At 41.5% G+C, this 19,404-nt stretch carries 13 protein-coding genes; 4 read left to right on the top strand and 9 right to left on the bottom strand.

Annotated elements, in window-relative coordinates; translation table 11 throughout:
• Window positions 1-52 precede the first annotated feature (52 nt).
• From G561_RS0107665 to G561_RS0107675, 3 genes are all read left to right on the top strand, one after another.
• The gene (locus tag G561_RS0107665) at window positions 53-1,273 is read left to right on the top strand and encodes a CNNM domain-containing protein (RefSeq protein WP_081794413.1); all 1,221 of its coding nucleotides are present in this window, start codon (window positions 53-55) and stop codon (window positions 1,271-1,273) included.
• Between the two features lie 190 nt (window positions 1,274-1,463).
• Window positions 1,464-1,952 (top strand): hypothetical protein, encoded by a 489-nt coding sequence (locus tag G561_RS0107670; RefSeq protein ID WP_115342947.1) that lies wholly within the window; start codon window positions 1,464-1,466, stop codon window positions 1,950-1,952.
• Between the two features lie 244 nt (window positions 1,953-2,196).
• Window positions 2,197-5,391, top strand: coding sequence for a lytic transglycosylase (locus tag G561_RS0107675; protein WP_028859017.1), 3,195 nt, complete (start codon window positions 2,197-2,199; stop codon window positions 5,389-5,391).
• A gap of 215 nt (window positions 5,392-5,606) precedes the next feature.
• Here the strand turns inward: G561_RS0107675 and G561_RS0107680 are convergent, their stop codons facing one another.
• Together G561_RS0107680 and G561_RS0107685 are read right to left on the bottom strand one after the other, a co-directional pair.
• Window positions 5,607-6,839, bottom strand: a complete 1,233-nt coding sequence (locus tag G561_RS0107680; RefSeq protein ID WP_028859018.1) for a transglycosylase SLT domain-containing protein — start codon at window positions 6,837-6,839, stop codon at window positions 5,607-5,609.
• Window positions 6,840-7,859: 1,020 nt separating this feature from the next.
• Entirely contained in the window at window positions 7,860-8,621 is a 762-nt protein-coding gene (locus G561_RS0107685) for a Nif3-like dinuclear metal center hexameric protein (RefSeq protein WP_028859019.1), read from the bottom strand.
• A gap of 387 nt (window positions 8,622-9,008) precedes the next feature.
• Between G561_RS0107685 and G561_RS14265 the strand changes: the two genes are divergently transcribed.
• Window positions 9,009-10,325 (top strand): S1C family serine protease, encoded by a 1,317-nt coding sequence (locus G561_RS14265; protein WP_037031972.1) that lies wholly within the window; start codon window positions 9,009-9,011, stop codon window positions 10,323-10,325.
• 133 nt (window positions 10,326-10,458) lie between these two features.
• On the opposite strand, the gene yfaE is transcribed toward G561_RS14265, so the two are convergent.
• From yfaE to rpoD, 7 genes are all read right to left on the bottom strand, one after another.
• The gene (gene yfaE, locus G561_RS0107695; RefSeq protein ID WP_028859020.1) at window positions 10,459-10,716 is read right to left on the bottom strand and encodes a class I ribonucleotide reductase maintenance protein YfaE; all 258 of its coding nucleotides are present in this window, start codon (window positions 10,714-10,716) and stop codon (window positions 10,459-10,461) included.
• A 204-nt stretch (window positions 10,717-10,920) separates the two neighbouring features.
• On the bottom strand, window positions 10,921-12,054 hold the full coding sequence (nrdB, locus tag G561_RS0107700) for a class Ia ribonucleoside-diphosphate reductase subunit beta (RefSeq protein ID WP_081794416.1): 1,134 nt from the start codon (window positions 12,052-12,054) through the stop codon (window positions 10,921-10,923).
• Window positions 12,055-12,552: 498 nt separating this feature from the next.
• Window positions 12,553-12,903 carry a hypothetical protein gene (locus G561_RS0107705; RefSeq protein WP_028859022.1) on the bottom strand — a complete coding sequence of 117 codons (351 nt, stop codon included), beginning with the start codon at window positions 12,901-12,903 and terminating at the stop codon, window positions 12,553-12,555.
• A gap of 297 nt (window positions 12,904-13,200) precedes the next feature.
• Window positions 13,201-13,887 carry a hypothetical protein gene (locus G561_RS14270; RefSeq protein ID WP_051584443.1) on the bottom strand — a complete coding sequence of 229 codons (687 nt, stop codon included), beginning with the start codon at window positions 13,885-13,887 and terminating at the stop codon, window positions 13,201-13,203.
• Window positions 13,888-14,196: 309 nt separating this feature from the next.
• Window positions 14,197-16,473: a class 1a ribonucleoside-diphosphate reductase subunit alpha gene (gene nrdA / locus G561_RS0107715; protein WP_028859023.1), complete on the bottom strand. Its 2,277-nt coding sequence runs from the start codon at window positions 16,471-16,473 to the stop codon at window positions 14,197-14,199.
• A gap of 560 nt (window positions 16,474-17,033) precedes the next feature.
• Complete coding sequence (locus G561_RS0107720; protein WP_051584450.1) at window positions 17,034-17,354, bottom strand: DUF493 domain-containing protein; 321 nt, start codon at window positions 17,352-17,354, stop codon at window positions 17,034-17,036.
• A 109-nt stretch (window positions 17,355-17,463) separates the two neighbouring features.
• Window positions 17,464-19,329 carry an RNA polymerase sigma factor RpoD gene (gene rpoD, locus G561_RS0107725; RefSeq protein ID WP_028859025.1) on the bottom strand — a complete coding sequence of 622 codons (1,866 nt, stop codon included), beginning with the start codon at window positions 19,327-19,329 and terminating at the stop codon, window positions 17,464-17,466.
• Window positions 19,330-19,404 lie beyond the last annotated feature (75 nt).

Consider the following 19,404-nt stretch of genomic DNA (forward strand, 5'->3'; position numbering starts at 1 on the left):
TGATATCCTGTAACTCTTACTTTTTAAATGTTAATTACATTAGGTGTTTGACTTGAAAGCTCGATTTAGACGATCATCACGCTTTACCCGTAACACTACTATTTTCTTGACTCTTATCGCCTCACTGCCATTAGTTGCTTATGCAGCTGGTGGCAGTTCCGCTGATATTGCTATCCAAACCTCTGCTTACAGTGTTCACGTTGTGCTACTGATAGCCTTCGTTGTACTGTCAGTATTTGTCTCTTTTGTCTGCTCGGTATCTGAAGCTGCGTTGTTAACTATGACGCCCTCTTATGTGGCCTCTATTGCAGAAGAGAATCCAAAAAAATCGGCGATGTTAAAAGAAGTCAAAATTGATAAAATTGACCAGTCAATTGCCGCTATTTTGACCCTAAACACAGTAGCCCATACAGTGGGCTCATTAGGGGCGGGTGCTCAGGCTACGATAGTCTTTGGTAGTCAGTGGTTTGGTGTGTTTTCGGTGGTGATGACACTGATTATATTAATTGGTTCGGAGATTATCCCCAAAACCTTGGGTACCGTGTACTGGCGTAGATTGTCTGGACCAGTTGCTTATTTTGTTAAGGGCACTATATTTTTATTATATCCGCTGATTTGGTTCTCAGAAAAGATTACTAAGCTCCTAACCCGAGGTAAGAAAGCTCACACTTTTAGTCGTAATGAATTTGCTGCTTTGGCCAGTGTGGGTGAGCAGTCGGGTCAAATAGATCCTTTAGAGTCGCGTATTATTAGAAACCTACTAGCCTTTGGGGCAATTAAGGTAGAGGATATTATGACGCCAAGATCGGTGATGCATGCCTTTGATCAGTCGATCACAGTTGCTGAACTATTGGCAAACCGACCTAAGCTGATGTTTTCTCGCTTGCCTATCTATGATGAAGATTTGGATAAAGTCACGGGTTTTGTTTTAAAGTCAGATATTTTATTGGCAAAAGCCAATAATCACATGGACAAGCCATTAGAAAGCTATAAGCGTGAAATCACCTTCGTATTCTCTAAGATGAAGTTGTTTGACTTACTAGACTTAATGCTAAATAGCCGTATTCATATTGCTATTACAGTGGGTGAGTATGGCGAGGTTAAAGGTTTAGTAACGTTAGAGGATGTATTAGAGACGCTGCTTGGCTTAGAGATTGTGGACGAAGTGGATAGAGTAGAGGATATGCAGGCCTTAGCTCGTCAAATGATGCAGCGCCGTTCAGCACGCTTAGGTATGTTAGTCGAAAATGATGATGACAATAATGAGCAATGATGGATGAGCAGAGATGAGTATAGATAAAACAACTCATTTTAATTTGTGACTAAATATTACAAGCCGTTAATAATCAACTAGGATAAGCCTACTTTAAATGTAGTAGTATAGATAACATAGGCTAAGACATTTACAACAACTATAGCGATAGTCTTCAGCTTAAATTCACGAATATTATATTAAGGAAATTATGATGAAGAGTTTATTTGGCTCTAGAAAGTCTTTAGCTGGTGCTTTAGCTCCAGTAGCTATGATTGCTGCAGTTAGCTTTGCGGCTACTTCCGCTCAAGCAGCAATCAATGAAGCTGCTGTTCAAAATTATGCTACTCAGATGAAGCAAGCAGCCAACAGCAAAAATGTCAGTAAGGTGTCAAGCTTAGTGGTAGATGAAGCTTTGATTTCACTATCACGTCGTGGCAAAACCACTAGCTTAGATAAATCAGCTTACTTAAAGCTTCTACAAGACAGCTGGTCTAAGTCTAGTAACTACAGTTATGATATTTCGATATCTAATATAGTGATCAGTGGCGAGCAGGCCAAGGCCGATGTTAAAACGGTAGAAACTTGGGTGAAAGATGGTGAGCAGCGCACTATGAGCACCACCTCACGGGCCACACTGAAATCTGACAATAACAATGCTGTACTTTTACGAGCAGTGTCACAAGTTACTATTGAATAACACAGCCTGATTGTTCGTTTTGAAAAAGTTTGTAATATTTACAAACTTTTTCGTTTTTTGTATTGATGAAAATGCTGATATACTCAAGCGTTGAGAAGCTGCCCACTAGTTAAGGTTATTAGTGATACCCGTTACTATTAAAAGCTACTATACTTTGCAGCAAGAAATTTTCTATCTCTTTTGAAAGTCTACTTTATAAATTATAAAACTGTTTATTCACTTATCACTCTGGGTTGTCATTGTCATGAATTTTAGAAATACCACTATTCAATTTTGTAAGCTACCTTTAGTTATTGCTATAGGCTCAGTTATTCTAGCTGGCTGTAACAGCACAGCACCAGTACAAGGTACACAACAGGTGATTCGTGTCCCCGTTGCACAAAATGAAGCGGTATCTAATGTTCCTGCTACCCGAGGATATAGCACCTCTTTATTAGATGATGAAAGCTTAGCAGAGTTAGAAAACTTACTAGAAGCCACCGATATGAAAATGGTGGAAGACGATAAGCTAGCCATTCAGCAATATGGTAACTTGTGGGATAGAATGCGTGCTGGATTCCGCATGAACCAAAACTATGGTTATGGTCAGCAGCAAAGAATTGATGCTCAGAAAAACTGGTTTATTAGCCGTCAAGAATATATCAATCGTCTAACGGCACGTGCGAGTCGTTATTTGTATCATACTGTGCGTGAAGCTGAGCGCCGTAACATTCCAACAGAGCTGGCTTTATTGCCTGTCATTGAAAGTTCTTACGACCCAACAGGAACCAGTAACGCAGCGGCTGCCGGCCTATGGCAGTTCATTCCAAGTACTGGCCGTATCTATGGTCTAACTCAAACCCCAACTTATGATGGTCGCCGCGATGTTATTGAATCGACACGTGCAGCTTATGACTTCTTAACCTCACTACACAACCAGTTCGGCAGTTGGGAGCTGGCTTTGGCGGCTTATAACGCTGGTCCAGGTCGGGTTCAAAAAGCCATTGATGCTAACCGTGCTAGAGGCTTGCCTACTGACTACTGGTCGCTTTCACTGCCTACTGAAACCATGCATTACGTACCTCGCTTCATGGCAGTGGCGCAAATTGTTAAAGATACCAATCAATACAGCATTTATTTACCGGCCATTGCCAACCGTCAGCATTTTAGAAGTGTACCAGTCAACTATGGCGTAAGTTTGATGGAGGTATCGCAGCTAACTGGGGTGAGTTATGATGAGTTAAAAGCTCTAAACCCCTCTTTGAGCAGTGGCCGAGTAGACAGTGCAGGACCAAACCGTGTCATTATTCCTAACCAAATTAACGTGGTAGTGGACTCTAAGCTAAGTAGTCTAAATGGCAGTGGCGGCACTATTATGGCTAGCAACACTAACAATAGCTCTCCTTATAGTATTCCTGATTCACAATATAAGGTACTGTCAAAGTCGCCTGACGGTTTAGCAGAGTTTGCGAGTAAGGCACGTGCTCCACAACAAACCAGTAGCTATATTGCGCCAACTCCTTCATTCTCACCAGGGGTGACTATAAGTGAGCCACCTATTAGTGCCAGTGAAAAGAAAAGAATTGAGTCGGAGCTTGCGGCATCAAATACGTTGCCAACTACTTCTGCTCAGTTGACTAAGAACGTTACCATTGTTCAAGAGCCGCCTTTATCGGCCGAAGAAAAAAGCTTTATTTCACAACAGATTCGTCAGCAGTCTCCAGAAGTGGGGGAAGTGGTCAGTTCAGTCGATGGTAATATCAAACTTGAAGCCATTCAGACTCAGCAGTCTATCTTAGAGGCGCGCGGCGAAGAGAAAAAAATCAGCTTTGATCGTCCAAGCTCTTCACAGCAGCAAACCACGCCACCAAAGCCAAGTGGTACCCGTAGCACCTATACTGTACAGCGTGGTGATACCTTGGTTAATATTGCCTCACGAGCAGGCTTAAACTGGCGTGATATTGCAGATTGGAACCAAATTAATCCTAACTCAACCTTATTGGCAGGCACCAGTTTATATCTTTACAATGCTAAGCCAATCAAACCATTAGATACAGCGGTAGCTAAACCCGATGCCACTCAAGCTGACGCTCAACCCAATACCTATATTGTACGTCCAGGCGATACTTTAATCGGTACTGCAAATCGTGTGGGCCTAAGCGTGTCACGTTTGGCAAGTTATAATGGTCTGCCAACCAACGCCCAGTTGCGTGCAGGTCAAAAGCTGTGGTTGATCCCAGGTATGGTAAAAACCAGTGAAGCTAGCAGCTCAAGCAGCTCTTCATCAGCTTATAGTGGTAAGACCCAGTCTTATACAGTGCAACGTGGAGAAGGTCTGATAGGGCTTGCGTCACGCTTTAATATTCCAGTGACTACATTGGCAGCAATGAATGACATGAGTCCAAATGAGCAGTTATTGGTAGGGCAGCGTCTAACAGTACCGGCAGACACAACCAGCTCAAGCTCATCAAGTAGCAATAAGAGCAGCTCTTCAAGTCGCTATAGCGGTGAAACCACTCGTTATACTGTAAAATCGGGTGAGACGCTAATTGGAATTGCCAACAGAATTGGGGTTCCTCATACCCAAATTGCTGAAATCAATAACTTCTCAGCGACCACTCAATTACAACGGGGTCAAAGCATTAAGTTACCGGTCGGTAAAGATCAAGTGGCTCGTAGCTTGAATAATCAGACCATAAAATATAAGGTTCAGGCAGGGGATTCATTAACCAACTTGGCTAACCAATACAATCTATCTGTTGCGGATCTCGCTAAGGCCAACAACCTAAGTGTCACCTCAAACTTGTTGATTGGTCAGGTTATTACCATTCCAGGTAGTGATTCAGCGGCCACGAGCAGCAGTGCAGCGAGCAGCAGTTCCTCTACCAAAAATACTCGCACCTCGAGCAGTTCTTCTAGCTCAAAAGCGAGTTATACTGGCACTTATAAAGTAAAAGCGGGAGATGGTTTAATCAACTTAGCCCGTGAGTATGGGGTGTCTACTGCAGAGTTGGCTGAGGCAAATAACATTAGTCCGACAGCAGGACTATTCGTTGGTCAAACTTTAAAAGTTCCAAGTAGCAAAGCCAACACCAGCAGCTCCTCTTCAGGATCTTCTTCTAGCTCTAACTCTAGCTCAAGTTCAGCAGCTGCAGTAACGACTAGTGGCAATTATACGGTGAAATCTGGTGATTCATTGACTCGTTTGGCCAATCAACATGGTATGAGTGTTAGTCAGCTAGCCAGTGCTAATGGCTTGCAAAACAATGCTCAGCTACAGGTCGGTCAAAAAATCACTATTCCTGCCACTACCACTAGCTATAAGGTCAAATCTGGTGATAGCTTAATTGGCTTAGCTAAGAAGTATGGTATTAGCCCAGAGAAATTGGCAGAGATGAACGGAATTAGCAGCACTGCCATGTTACAACTGGGTCAGACTCTTAAGGTACCTGTTCAATAACATAGACAGTAAGTTGCTTTTAGCAGTTAAGATATTAAGCTTTTAGCGACTACTGCTTAGTAATGCATTGTCCATAAAAAAAGAGCTCAGTTTGAAACTGGGCTCTTTTTTTGCTTTGTAATAGGCTAAATATAATTAGGACTAGATGCTTAGCTAAAGGGCTGGTTGCTAGGCTTGATAGCTAGCCTTAAACGGCCGGTTGAACTCCTAGAAGCCTAAACAGTTTGCATCTTCAAGGATTCTAAGTAGCTACGAATATTGGTTACATAGTCCATGCACTGCACATAGCGAGAGTTCTGACTGGCATGATCTGACATGTAAGCATATACATTTGACCAGCTATTTGGGTCTTTGCCGTCTTTCTCGATTTTTCGCTGAATGCTTTTTATGGCATTAGGGCCCATGTTATAAGAGGCTAAAGCAAACCATAAGCGATCTGGATTAGGCACATCTGCAAAGGTCTCTTTCATTTGCTCCAGATAACGAGCACCACCGCCAATGCTTTGATACGGGTCTACTCGGTCTGATACTCCCATAGCTTTAGCGGTATTATTGGTCAACATCATAAGACCCCGAACCCCAGTGGGTGAGATGGCATTGGCATCCAAATGCGACTCTTGATAACCCATGGCCACTAACAGCTGCCAGTCATGATTATAGGCGCTGGCTTGCTGCTGAAATGAGGACTTATAACTGGGCAAATTAGCGGTTAAAGTCTGTTCAAAATGCTTACGGTTATAATCATCTTTTAATAAAGTTTGATCATAAAAATTGGCAATTTTGGTGGTATTAATCAACTGACCATCATCACATAAGAAGTGACTGGCTTTTATTGCCAGAGGGTCAGTGCTGCTTCTAAAGCTCCAATTGGTCTTGGGATGAAGCCCATTGGCTACTAGGGTGCTGTCAAAGCCACAGCTAATATTAATAGAGGCTACACCAGATTCTGTGCTTAGCTTGGTGCTGGCTGTGGTAAGAGCCATATCCGCTTTACCTTCACGTACAGCAGCTAATGCTTCAGCATCGGAATCATATTGTTTTACTTGTATATCAACGCCTAAATCATGAGCGTAGGTGCGAGCAATATCATAGCCAAACCCATGTTCAAAGCGATCTGTTGAAAAATAGGTACTACTTCCTTTTACCGAAGCTAGGGTTAAAGTTTGTGAGGCCATAACGGTCTCATAGGCTTCTGCTTCAGTAGTAAATAACGCTGTGGTCAAACTCTTCGCTGGCAGAGATAATAGAGCGATGCCAGAGATTTGCGCTAGCATTTTGGTCTTAGCAAACTTCTTGTTCGCTGTAGGACGTTTGGAATTAGGTATACTGTGATATAGAGGGGTTAAAAATTGACGAGCACTTTTGGAACTGTTTGAAGGTGTAGTAAATACATAAGAAGCGATAGTTTTATTGTCTTTGCGATTTATCCAATTCGATAGTCGTTTCATGGATGACTCCGTTGTCCAACTATCCATACCGTGTAGAGCTTAATACACCATTGTACTAAAGTCTCTTTAAGCCACAGTCATGAGCAATATAGACGCTATATAAAGCTTGTAACCATAAATTAGCGATAAAGCTATCTAGGGCTATTAAGCATCAATAAAGGTGGGCAAAAACACAAATAGCCATTATTATTGATCCTATAGCGTTTGATTTATCAAAGACGATACTGGTGTGAATCTAAAACTTGTATCTTCCTTAAAAATCAAAAATATTGCTAACAAGACGAATTAAAGCACCCCTAAGCTAAATACCATAATTAATATTGCTTTATGATAAAACCCTCTAAATAAAAATTAGCAGCTGCATTAACTTGTCAAACTGCTAACTTCATAAGTATTGGGTTTATGACCTAGTATTGATGACATTTAAGTAAATAAATCTCTTTAGATATCATCCCCACTAGATGGATTTAAAATTTACTAAATCCGTTGTCATCTCTATTAGGTTTACTTTTAATTATTGATTTAGGCACTGACCATATAAGCTAGATTTAATTAACTTATGATCAATGCCGGCATTAATAATCACTAACTTGCTGAAACAAAGCCTCACTCAACATTTTATTTCCTGATAAGTGCTGTATTTTATAAAAAGTACTATATTTTATAAAAAGCACTTTATTTTATAAAAAGCACTTTATTTTATAAGAGCTACTATATCAAGATTAGTGCTGAGGTTTAGTTTTATTTAAACCAGTCAAAATTCGCACTTGCGATAGTTTGTTAAATTTGGCGGTCCTATCTTAATTATATGGTGCTATTAAGGGCTAAATTCAATATTAAATCATCATTTGTTGCTAAAAAAACCAAAACTTACCAACAATTGTTGACTTAATTAGAGGGCCGCATTTAGAAAGGCGATAATTATACTAAAAAATAGTCTTTGGGTATATATTATAATTTTAATCAGATTATTTTAATTTTTTAATATAACTACAAAAACCCTTTTAGTATAAAGCTTTACTAGGCAGGGTTTGGGTCATCGATAAAGCTAACTTGTATTCCTAAAGTGCTTGCAATCACCTCTCCAAGTGCTTGGATACCGCCCCTCTCTGTAGCATGATGACCACAGGCTAGATAATCAATTCCTAGTTCTCGGGCCGAGTGGGTGGTACGCTCTGAGATTTCTCCAGAGATATACAATTGACAGCCCATATTAGCAGCTTGTTCAATCATGTCTTGGGCCCCGCCAGTACAAATACCTACTTTTGAAATTACTGAGTTGCCAGCACTAATATGCATTGGGCTTCGCTGTAGTTTTTGATTAACTTTTTTAATAAAGTCATCAATGGCGATGGGGTCACACTGGGCGATATTACCTACGGGATGCTTCTCTTCTGGGTATAAAGCTCCGGTAATTTGCAAATCTAAAAGATCAGCTAGCACCGCATTGTTCCCAACGACTGGATGAGCATCCAGCGGAAGATGGTAGGCCAATAAAGAGATGTTGTTTTGGAGTAGGCTACGAATACGTTTGCCTTTCATTCCCGTTAGTGGCTCAGGCTCTCCTTTCCAAAAGTAGCCATGATGTACCAATAGAGCATCGGCATTTTGTTCGATAGCCGCTTCAATAAGGTTTTGGGTGGCGGTAACACCGGTAACAATCTTCTTGATAGGGGTGTCGGCATCTACTTGTAAGCCATTAGGACAGTAGTCTTTAAACTCTGTGGCTTTTAAGTAGTCATTGCACCACTGTTCGAGGGCTATTGGGCTTAGTTCGGTCATTACAAACTCCTTAACTAGAAATGATATGTTTAGAAATTCTGGGTTTAGAAATACTGGTTAATAAATTTTCTATCAAATGATAAAGGACTTAACTTGGAATTATTTTATAAAATAAGCCGTTTAAAATGGGCTTAGTAGGCTGTAAGTAACATGAATTGAACAATATAGCGCTTAAAAATAGAAAGGGATGTGCCAGTAATTGGCTAACAAATGTTAAACTAATACCATTTTAAGTGATTTTTAATTTTTTAAACTGTCTAAATATTCACCATTGCCTTAAAACGTAAAACACTGGCTACTGCTAAAATTATTTAAGCTAAAGTTATCTAAAATGTATTTGAGGTCTGGTGTTCGTGCCATTTGCACGCTTTGACATCGAGGAGTGATATGTCTGCATCATCAAAAACCAGTGTTGTCTGGAAGATTCTACCCTGGTTATTATTAATTGCTGTATTAGCAGCTTTTATTTGGGTTTATATTGAACAAAAAACCAGTCAACAACCCGCTTGGGAGCCTCCTCGTAGTGAGACTGGCTCCATTCCACTGAACACGGGTAGAGACTCTGATAAGCCTGAGCCTATTGTGTCATATCACAATGCGGTTGCGAAGGCATCACGCTCGGTGGTTAATATCTATACCACGCAGACCATTCAAAATCCTTATATGAATGATCCTATCTTGCGCCGCTTCTATGAGTTCCATGGCCAAAACCCGCATGCGGGTCAAGAAACCAACTTAGGCTCAGGGGTCATCGTCTCAAAAGATGGCTATATTGTAACCAATGCTCATGTGATTGCCAAAGCGGATGAGATCGTTGTGGCACTTAACGATGGTCGTAAGGCTGTGGCCAAAGTCGTGGGTACCGATCCTGATAGTGATTTGGCAGTGATTAAAGTAGATATGACGGGCTTGGAGCCTTTGGCATTTAGAGAAACTCCTATCGAAGTAGGGGATGTGGCCTTAGCCATTGGTAACCCTTTCGGTGTGGGGCAGACCGTTACTCAAGGTATCATCTCGGCTACGGGACGTACTGGCCTAGGGGTAAATACTTTTGAAGACTTTATCCAGACCGATGCGGCGATTAACCCAGGTAACTCGGGTGGTGCCTTGGTAGATGCTCGCGGTGAATTAGTGGGGATTAATACCGTAATCTTCTCCCGCTCAGGCGGCTCAATGGGGATTGGATTTGCCATTCCAACTGCGCTAGTTGAGCAAGTGATGAATGCCATCATAAAAGATGGTAAAGTCAGTCGTGGCTGGCTAGGTATTGAGGTGCTGTCTCAACTGCGTGACCCTTCACAACTTGAAACCACCACGGGAGTTGTGGTACGTAATATTATCCCAGGTAGTCCTGCTGCTAAGAGTGGACTGAAAGTAGGCGATGTGATTCTGTCTATCGATGGAGTAGAGATGACCGACTCTAATACCCTGATTCAGCATGTGGCACGCAAAATGCCTAACAGTGTATTGCAAGTGCAAGTGGTGCGTGGCTCGAAGAACATGAACATTCAGATTGTGTTGGCGGAGCGTCCTACCCAAACAGATGGGGCCGCACCTTTAGAGATGCCAATGGAGCCTGAGATGTTACTAGAGCCAGAAAATGGCCCGCCTATGACAGATGAGCAGCGTGCGCAGCTTAGAGAAGAGTTAATTGAATTGTTTGAAAATGGGGCGAGACCAAAAGTAGACCCCTTACCGCAATAATTGTTGAAGCTATGAGTATAAAAACAGTAAAGCTATAACTACAAAAAAGTCCGCCATAGTGCGGACTTTTTTGATTTATGGTTTTGTATAGTACATTGCCAAGCGTATAGGCAATATATTATAGCCTAAACTATTACTTTACTTCTTTTAGATGAATCATGCCTTTTACCTGACAGCAGCAGGCGAGGATTTCTCCTTGTTCAATCATGGCTAGAGGCGGCTCGGCATAGGTAATCGGATAAGAGGAGGCGGTTAACTTCACGCGGCAACTGCCACAGTAGCCTTCACGGCATTGATAGTTGATATCATGTCCGGTGCGTAATAAGCCGTCTAACAAGGTCTCATCGTCATGAAGATAAAAGCGAGTCTTTGAGGTAAATACCCAAGTCATAGTGTGAAGTCACTTAGTAATGGTTTATTTATCGACGAACCAGTCTTAAGATTGGTTCACTATATAGAGAAATGCTTCCTAGCTTAGATAAAAAAATAGGGCAAAAAAGCGTGCGGTCATTTTATAACAACGGCACGCTAATTTTGAAAGTCATAAAGCATGTCGTACTGATGGTGCTGACATGCTTATCACCTCTGTCACAGATTACAGTTCAAAATCATCAAAGTCACTGTCTGATAAGTCAGAGTCAATCTGACCCACTAGGTAGGAGCTGATCTCAGTCTCTTGGGGCGCAACTTGTACGTTGTCCGATGACAACCAAGTGTTGATCCAAGGGATAGGGTTGCTCTTAGAGTCTGGGAAGAGAGCAGGCAGACCCACAGCTTCCATACGTAAGTTGGTGATGTACTCAACATACTGACACAAGATGTCTTTGTTCAGACCAATCATAGAACCATCTTTGAACAGATAGCCGGCCCATTCCTTCTCTTGCTCAGCCGCTTTACGGAAGATGTCGATACTCTCTTCGTAGCACTCTTCAGCAATTTCAGCCATTTCTGGATCATCTTTACCTGAGGCTAAGATATTGATCATGTGCTGAGTACTGGTTAGGTGTAGCGCTTCGTCACGAGCAATTAATTTAATAATCTTAGCGTTACCTTCCATTAGCTTACGCTCAGCGAAAGCGAACGAACAAGCGAATGACACATAGAAGCGAATGGCTTCTAGCACGTTAACTGCCATCAAGCATAGGTATAGCTGTTTTTTTAGTTTTCTTAAGTCAACATACCTCTCTTCGCCATTGACCATATGAGTGCCTGCACCAAACAAGCTGTATAGCTGTGAATGCTGATACAAGTCATCATAGTAAAAAGCAATGTCTGAAGCCCGTTGTAGAATGTGCTCGTTCTGCATAATGTCGTCGAAGACTATGCCTGGGTCGTTGACGATGTTACGAATAATGTGGGTATAACTGCGTGAGTGAATGGTCTCTGAGAATGACCAGGTCTCAATCCAGGTTTCAAGCTCAGGGATAGACACCAGTGGCAATAATACTACGTTTGGACTACGACCTTGAATCGAGTCAAGCAAGGTTTGATACTTTAGGTTACTGATAAAGATGTGTTGTTCATGGCTCGATAAATTGCTGTAATCGATACGGTCTTTTGAGACATCAACCTCTTCTGGACGCCAGAAAAATGACAACTGCTTTTCGATAAGCTGTTCAAAGATAGGATGCTTCTGTTGGTCGTAACGTGCCACGTTTACCGGCTGACCAAAGAACATCGGCTCTTTGAGCTGATCATTTGGAGTTTGGCAAAAGATTGAGTATGTCATGATTTTACCTTTTTCACCTTTCATTTTTTTGGGTTTGTTTAACTGTTAATTTTTAAATTTTGAAGCCGTTTTTATTTGGGTAGGGTGCGCACCCTACGAAACTTGTCAATATTTATCTTAGTCTGTAGGTATTACTCATTCATCAGAGTTTTTACGAATTTAGATGATTGACCATTCCAACCACATTTTGAACAAACTTCGTTTACGAATTGATGATTACAATTTGTATAGCCGTAAATATTGTGGCTGCAATCTGGACATAAATTATCTATCTTAGAAGTGGCTGCAAAATAGAGCGACTGACATTCATCGCATATTTTCTTTTCTTTATTTAATGTGTTGTCCATAATGCGCCTTAATAACTTTTGCAACCTTTTAGAGTAGCGAGTAGAGTGGGTTAGTTTCGCCGAGTTCTAGTAGAGAATACGGGTGAAATGTACCCCACCATTTAATATAGCAATTTTTTATATATCGTTAGTGGGTTATTAACCCACCCTACTACTCAATAAGCCAACTATTATTATTAGAAATATTTTTAATCAAGTTAAAATAAAAGCTGTCAGAATGTTGTTTATAATTTCGACCGGTATCTAATTTAATGGTATCGATTAAAGTGCTTAGTTGTTGCCAAGTTAGATGACATATAAAGTCTTCAGGTTTATTGCTATTGATAGAAAATGAACCTTTAAATAACATTGGTTGATGATATCGTTTACAGTCGTTAGGAGAGTCACTAACCACTTCTATCAAAATACAATAATCTTTATTGTCTTCAGCGGTAAATCTCAATTCAAGTGAACCACCATCTCGATAAATCATAGCACTAGCTGAGCTTTTATAATTAATCATTATCTTTATCTCAGTATTTTATGATTTGTCGTTAAACAAAGAGGTAGGGTGCGCCCCTCGCACCTATTTAATCTTAATATTTTCATTGGTGCGTGAGACGCACCCTACGGCTTATTAGCTTACAGTAGGTTGGTGTCGAGGTACGAGACCCAACATGGTTTAATATTTAAATCGTTGGGTGTCGCTAGCTTCACCCAACCTACAAGATTATTTTGGAGGCAAGTTGTAGGCTGAGGCTTCAGCCCAGCAGATCGTAGTATGTATAAAAGCTGGGTTAAAAACCTAGACTATGCTTGCTTAATATATACGTCTACACATTCCTTCTATTTCAGGACAGTTTAATATAAGTGGATTTAGTTCAAGACATTCATCCATCTGCCACAAAAATCTAAATTCCTTCTGATTTTCATAGGGTTTTGAAGGTTTTACAAAGCCTATTGGACCAGGCGGTGGTTCGAGTCCAGTATAATGGCGATCTCTATATATTACTTTGCCCATAACCCCATTTTTAATATTTTGGGTTGAGTTTAAGTTCTTTGAAATAGTAATGAAAAACTTCTTAGGATTATGAATTTTTACACAGTATTTACCAAAAGTATCTTCAAAATTTTCAGGTAAGAAATTGATAGTAGTACATAGCACATAAGCATCGTTTATAATTTCTGTATGGGTACAGTTATTAATACTAATATTTTTATTACCTTCACCAACCAATATTCCAGTTCTTCTAGCTATTTCAACTAAATCAGGATCGTTACTATCTCCAACAATATGACCTGAAAGGTATGTTTGGTGTCCTTCTTGTTTATCTCCACGTTCAGAATCTTCATAATTTCTACACTTTTCTAAAGTGCTTAAGTATACCTTACCCCTGATAAAGTCTTCAGCGTGCGACTCTTCTGTAAAAAATCTGTAAACAGGACCTACGTAGTCATCACGATACAAAATATTATCTGGTAGATATAGAGAATTTATAATTTTCATTTCCGTTTGACTATACCTCCTAAATTTATTTATGTTTTTTATGAATAATAATGTACATTTCAATATAGCTTATATAGCTTAGCTGATGACCTTCGATCCATACTTATAAGATTGAATTAGATATGTCAAATATATTGATGTAGCATGAAAGTAGAGGTTTAGCCCCGATATTAGCGATATCATTCCAAGAACAAAACCGCTCTTCGCCGAGGGACGAGGCACGGACATAGCCATTAAAAATAGACTACCCATGCCTCGCATATTTCTCCCCTGTTAAAAAGCTCCCATCCTGAGGCTCATCTTGTGCACTTAAAGCTTACAAGCACCGCTGGCACAGCCGTCATCGATATCGGCCTGAGCATCGTTGGCCCCATCACGAGTGTTGTGATAGTACAGAGTCTTAACCCCGAACTTATAAGCCATTAGTAGGTCTTTTAATAGCACCTTCATTGGCACACGGTTGCCCTCAAAACGAGTTGGGTCATAGTTGGTATTGGCAGAGATACTCTGATCAATAAACTTCTGCATAACCGCTACCAGCTTTAAGTAGCCGTCATTATTTGGCATCTGCCATAACAGCTCGTAGTTGTCTCTTAAGTTTAAGATATCAGGCACTACTTGCTTCAAGATACCGTCTTTTGATGCTTTTACCGATACCAGACCACGTGGCGGCTCAATACCGTTAGTTGCGTTGGCAATCTGACTTGAAGTCTCAGAAGGCATTAACGCTGATAGAGTAGAGTTGCGTAGGCCATGCTCTTTAATCTCACTACGCAAAGCTTCCCAGTCTAACTGCAATGGCTCATTGCAAATCTGGTCTAAGTCAGACTTATAAGTATCAATCGGTAGGATACCTTGTGAGTAAGTGGTCTCATTGAACGCAGGGCAGGCGCCTTTTTCTTTCGCCAACTTGTTTGACGCTTTTAGTAAATAGTACTGTAGCGCTTCAAAAGTCTGATGGGTTAGACCTAGGGCTGAGCCGTCTGAGTATTTCACCCCATTTTTGGCCAAGTAGTAAGCGTAGTTAATGACACCAACGCCTAGGGTACGACGACGCATACTGCCATTTTCAGCCGCTTTCACTGGATAGTCTTGGTAATCAAGCAACGCATCTAGGGCACGTACGATTAGCTCTGCTGGCTCTTCAATGTCTTGTAAGTCTTCGACTTCACCTAAGTTCACCGCAGATAAAGTACATAGAGCGATTTCGCCCTTTTCATCATTGATGTTGTCTAGTGGCTTAGTTGGTAGAGCAATCTCCATACATAAGTTTGACTGGCGGATAGGGGCCACGCTTGGGTCAAACGGACTGTGGGTGTTACAGTGGTCAACGTTCTGGATGTAGATACGACCGGTGCTGGCACGCTCTTGCATTAATAAGCTGAATAAGTCGGCGGCAGGCACTTGGCGCTTACGGATATTCTCATCTTGCTCATACTTGGTGTATAGCTCTTCAAACTTGTCTTGATCTGCGAAGAAAGCTTCGTATAGACCTGGCACGTCTGAGGGTGAGAATAGGGCAATGTCTTGGCCTTTAATCAAGCGGGTATATAGAGTGCGGTTGATTTGCACCCCGTAGTCCATGTGACGTACACGGTTGTCTTCTACACCGCGGTTGTTCTTCAGTACCAGTAGTGACTCTACTTCTAAGTGCCACAGTGGGTAGAATAGAGTAGCTGCACCGCCGCGGACGCCGCCTTGCGAACAGCATTTCACTGCAGTTTGGAACAGCTTGTAGAAGGGGATACAACCAGTGTGCTGTGCTTCACCACCACGGATAGGGCTACCTAGGGCACGGATGTTACCAGCGTTGATACCGATACCGGCACGCTGTGATACGTAACGTACGATGGCACTGGTGGTAGCGTTGATAGAGTCTAAGCTGTCACCACACTCAATCAGTACACATGAGCTGAACTGACGTGATGGGGTACGAACACCTGCCATGATTGGGGTTGGTAGTGAAATCTTGAAAGTAGAGGCAGCGTCATAAAAGCGTTTGACGTAGTCCATACGCTCAGATTTATCGTAAGAGGCAAACAGACACATACCCACTAGCACGTATAAGAACTGAGGGCTTTCATAAACCTTCTTGGTAACACGGTCTTGTACCAAGTATTTACCAGCCATTTGCTCAGCAGCAGCATAGGCTAGGGTCATGTCACGCCAGTGATCGATATATTCGTTTAGCTCATCAAATTCTTCACGAGAGTAGTCTTGTAAGATGTGCTCATCATATTTGCCAGACTCAGTTAAGTTCACCACATGATCGTATAGATGTGGTGGCTCAAATTGATTGTAGGCAATCTTACGTAAGTGGAAAATCGCCAAACGGGCAGCCAAATACTGATAGTCTGGCGTGTCTTCTGAAATAAGATCCGCTGCGGCTTTGATGATGGTCTCATGAATATCACGAGTCTTGATGCCATCATAAAACTGGATATGCGATTTCAATTCTACTTGAGAAACGGAGACGTTATCCAATCCTTCTGCGGCCCAAGTGATGACCTTATGGATTTTATCTAAATCGATTGGCTCCAGGCGGCCGTCTCGTTTTGTTACTTTAATATTATCCATATTTGTCATTTCTGTCTCCGCTAGTTATTGCTAAGTGATACGATGATATCGTTTCAGTACTGAAAAATACTACCCGGTACCTATAGTGCCTGTGTTTTGGATAAAACACAAGATATAGGGTGGTTTCTATAATATAGGCACAATATAAAGGAAAAAAACAATTTTTGCTATCTTGACAAAGCGGCAGTTACTAGTTCAATTGCGAGAATTAAGATGAACAATTAGCCATGAAAAATACTTGCAAATTTGCAACTACTGATAGGCTATTGCTTAGCGGTTATGTCAAGGAAAATTATTAGCAAAAAAAGCTGGAAAAAACTTTTTTTACTAAATTGTAAATGAGAGTAAATGGGTTTAGCTTTGTTCAGCTAAAACTTTTAACCTGTAAATTAATTCATTTTGAGCGGTTAAAATAAAACCTAAATAAAACGCAAATAAAAAGAGCAGGGATGCCTGCTCTTTTTTTTAACTATATTTTGAAGCTATGTTGTGAAGCTAGATTATGGAAGCTCAGCCGTGGCTAATGTATAAAATAGTGACTCAGTTAAGGTGCTATTGACTAAAGATATTTACACCACGGTGCGAACGGTTTTTGCTTTATCCAGTGCTGCATAAAGCTCGTTCACTTGCTCGGCTTCAGTGAAGTATAACTTAGCACGCACTGAGGTAAAACGGCCGGTACTTGATTGTTTTACAGTTAGGCTTTCGGTGTCAAATTCAGGGAACTGAGTGCCTAAAATAAGCTTAACTTCATTTAGTAGAGTATCATGCTCACCTTCATGACCAATAATGCTCATGGGGTAGTCCATTGGGAACTCCCATAAGTGTAGGTTTTGGATGTCGGTCTTTTTGGCAAGAGGGTTTCTGTGTAGAGTTAAGTCGCGAGTCATATCGATTTTTTTGTTAGCCATAATTGGCATCTCCCATTGTTTTTGAAGTATAAAAAAAGCTGAGAACCCCCAGCTTTTTTTAGTGAATAAGTAATGGTGTGGCTAATACTTAGTCATTTTCTAAAAATGAGCGTAGGTGCTCAGAGCGTGAAGGATGGCGTAGCTTACGTAAAGCTTTGGCCTCAATCTGACGGATACGCTCACGGGTAACATCAAACTGCTTACCGACCTCTTCTAGAGTATGATCGGTTGGCATATCAATACCAAAACGCATACGCAGTACTTTGGCTTCACGTTCGGTTAGATTACTCAACACATCACGAGTGGCTTCTTGTAGGCCGGCTGAAGTAGCATCTTCAACTGGGCTTGAGATGGTTTGGTCCTCAATAAAGTCGCCTAGGTGTGAATCTTCATCGTCACCGATTGGTGTTTCCATAGATATGGGTTCTTTGGCAATTTTCAAGACTTTACGAACCTTGCCTTCGTCCATCTCTAAACGTTCGCCTAATTCCTCAGGAGTGGGTTCACGGCCCATCTCTTGTAGCAACTGACGTGACACACGGTTTATTTTGTTTATGGTTTCAATCATGTGGACCGGGATACGAATAGTACGAGCCTGGTCAGCGATTGAACGGGTAATGGCCTGACGAATCCACCAAGTAGCGTAAGTTGAGAACTTATAACCACGGCGGTATTCAAACTTATCTACCGCTTTCATCAAACCAATGTTACCTTCTTGAATTAAATCCAAGAACTGTAAACCACGGTTGGTGTATTTTTTGGCAATAGAGATTACCAGACGTAAGTTGGCTTCAACCATTTCTTTTTTGGCACGGCGGGCTTTTGCTTCCCCAATGGCCATACGGCGAGCGACTTCTTTCATCTCGCTGATTTGCATGCCAAGTCTGTTTTCATGGTCTTTAATACGGCGCTGTAATACCACTACGTCGTCAACTACTTTGGCTAAGCTATCGGCAAATTTAGGATTGCCTTTTAGACGATCGGTTAACCAGTCAACGTTGGTTTCGTTACTTGGGAAGGTCTTACGGAACTCTGCACGTGGCATTTTTCCGCGGCGAATAACCAAACGCATGATTTGACGCTCTTGCTTACGCACATCATCATAAACATCGTGCATGATAGCCATCACGTTGTCAGACATACGGTTATTTAACTTCAATAGCATAAAGCGGTCGGCCATCTTGGCATAAGCTTCTTCAGCTTGCGGACTACCACGGCCATACTCTTCTAAAGCTTGTTTGGCAACAGCAAATAGCTCGCGAATCTCTTCGACACGCTGACGCACAAGTTCTGGATCTAGGCCACCAGCTTCTTCTGCTTCTTCCTCTTCTTCTTCAACGTCTTCTTCCTCATCATCATCCACATCTTTGGCTTTAGATTTGGTGGTGATGACAGGTACTTTTTCTTCGTCTTCTTCAACCGGCTCAAGCTCTTCTGGATCTAAAAAGCCAGTGATAACGTCAGAAAGCTTCTTCTCGCCAGCTTCTACTAGATCATATTCATCAAGGATAAATTGCACAGTGCCAGGCCAGTAAGCCATAGCGTGCTGCACATCACGGATACCTTCTTCAATACGCTTAGCGATAACAATCTCGCCTTCACGGGTTAATAAGTCAACGGTACCCATTTCGCGCATGTACATACGTACAGGGTCAGTGGTACGACCTGGTTCTGTTTCTACAGCGGCTAATACAGCGGCTGCTTCATCAGTGGCCATTTCATCATCATTGGCCCCATCGTTCATCAAGATATCATCAGCATCCGGTGCTGATTCAAAAATTTTAATACCAACATCCGTAAGCATTTGAACGATGTCTTCAATTTGGTCGCTTTCGGTAATTGAGGCGGGAAGTTGGTCGTTCACCTCAGCATAAGTCAAATAGCCTTGCTCTTTACCCATTTGAATTAGGGTGGCTAGTTGAGAGGTAGATTGAGAGGCTGCCTTATCGGTCATAATATCTCGCTTGCAATAGAAGATGTGGGTTAAAGGTAGAGTGGGGGTGCATTCGCTTTTTAGTAGGCCAGATTG

The sequence above is a fragment of the Psychrobacter phenylpyruvicus DSM 7000 = NBRC 102152 genome, from assembly GCF_000685805.1.
Taxonomy (GTDB): Bacteria; Pseudomonadota; Gammaproteobacteria; order Pseudomonadales; family Moraxellaceae; genus Psychrobacter; species Psychrobacter phenylpyruvicus.

Coding starts and splice junctions, on each gene's coding strand:
- G561_RS0107685 (WP_028859019.1), bottom strand. CDS start 8,621: ATGACCGAACTAAGCCCAATAGCCCTCGAACAGTGGTGCAATGACTAC.
- G561_RS0107720 (WP_051584450.1), bottom strand. CDS start 17,354: ATGACTCGCGACTTAACTCTACACAGAAACCCTCTTGCCAAAAAGACC.
- G561_RS0107670 (WP_115342947.1), top strand. CDS start 1,464: ATGATGAAGAGTTTATTTGGCTCTAGAAAGTCTTTAGCTGGTGCTTTA.
- yfaE (WP_028859020.1), bottom strand. CDS start 10,716: ATGACTTGGGTATTTACCTCAAAGACTCGCTTTTATCTTCATGACGAT.
- rpoD (WP_028859025.1), bottom strand. CDS start 19,329: ATGACCGATAAGGCAGCCTCTCAATCTACCTCTCAACTAGCCACCCTA.
- nrdB (WP_081794416.1), bottom strand. CDS start 12,054: ATGACATACTCAATCTTTTGCCAAACTCCAAATGATCAGCTCAAAGAG.
- nrdA (WP_028859023.1), bottom strand. CDS start 16,473: ATGACAAATATGGATAATATTAAAGTAACAAAACGAGACGGCCGCCTG.
- G561_RS0107705 (WP_028859022.1), bottom strand. CDS start 12,903: ATGATTAATTATAAAAGCTCAGCTAGTGCTATGATTTATCGAGATGGT.
- G561_RS0107680 (WP_028859018.1), bottom strand. CDS start 6,839: ATGAAACGACTATCGAATTGGATAAATCGCAAAGACAATAAAACTATC.
- G561_RS14270 (WP_051584443.1), bottom strand. CDS start 13,887: ATGAAAATTATAAATTCTCTATATCTACCAGATAATATTTTGTATCGT.
- G561_RS0107675 (WP_028859017.1), top strand. CDS start 2,197: ATGAATTTTAGAAATACCACTATTCAATTTTGTAAGCTACCTTTAGTT.
- G561_RS14265 (WP_037031972.1), top strand. CDS start 9,009: ATGTCTGCATCATCAAAAACCAGTGTTGTCTGGAAGATTCTACCCTGG.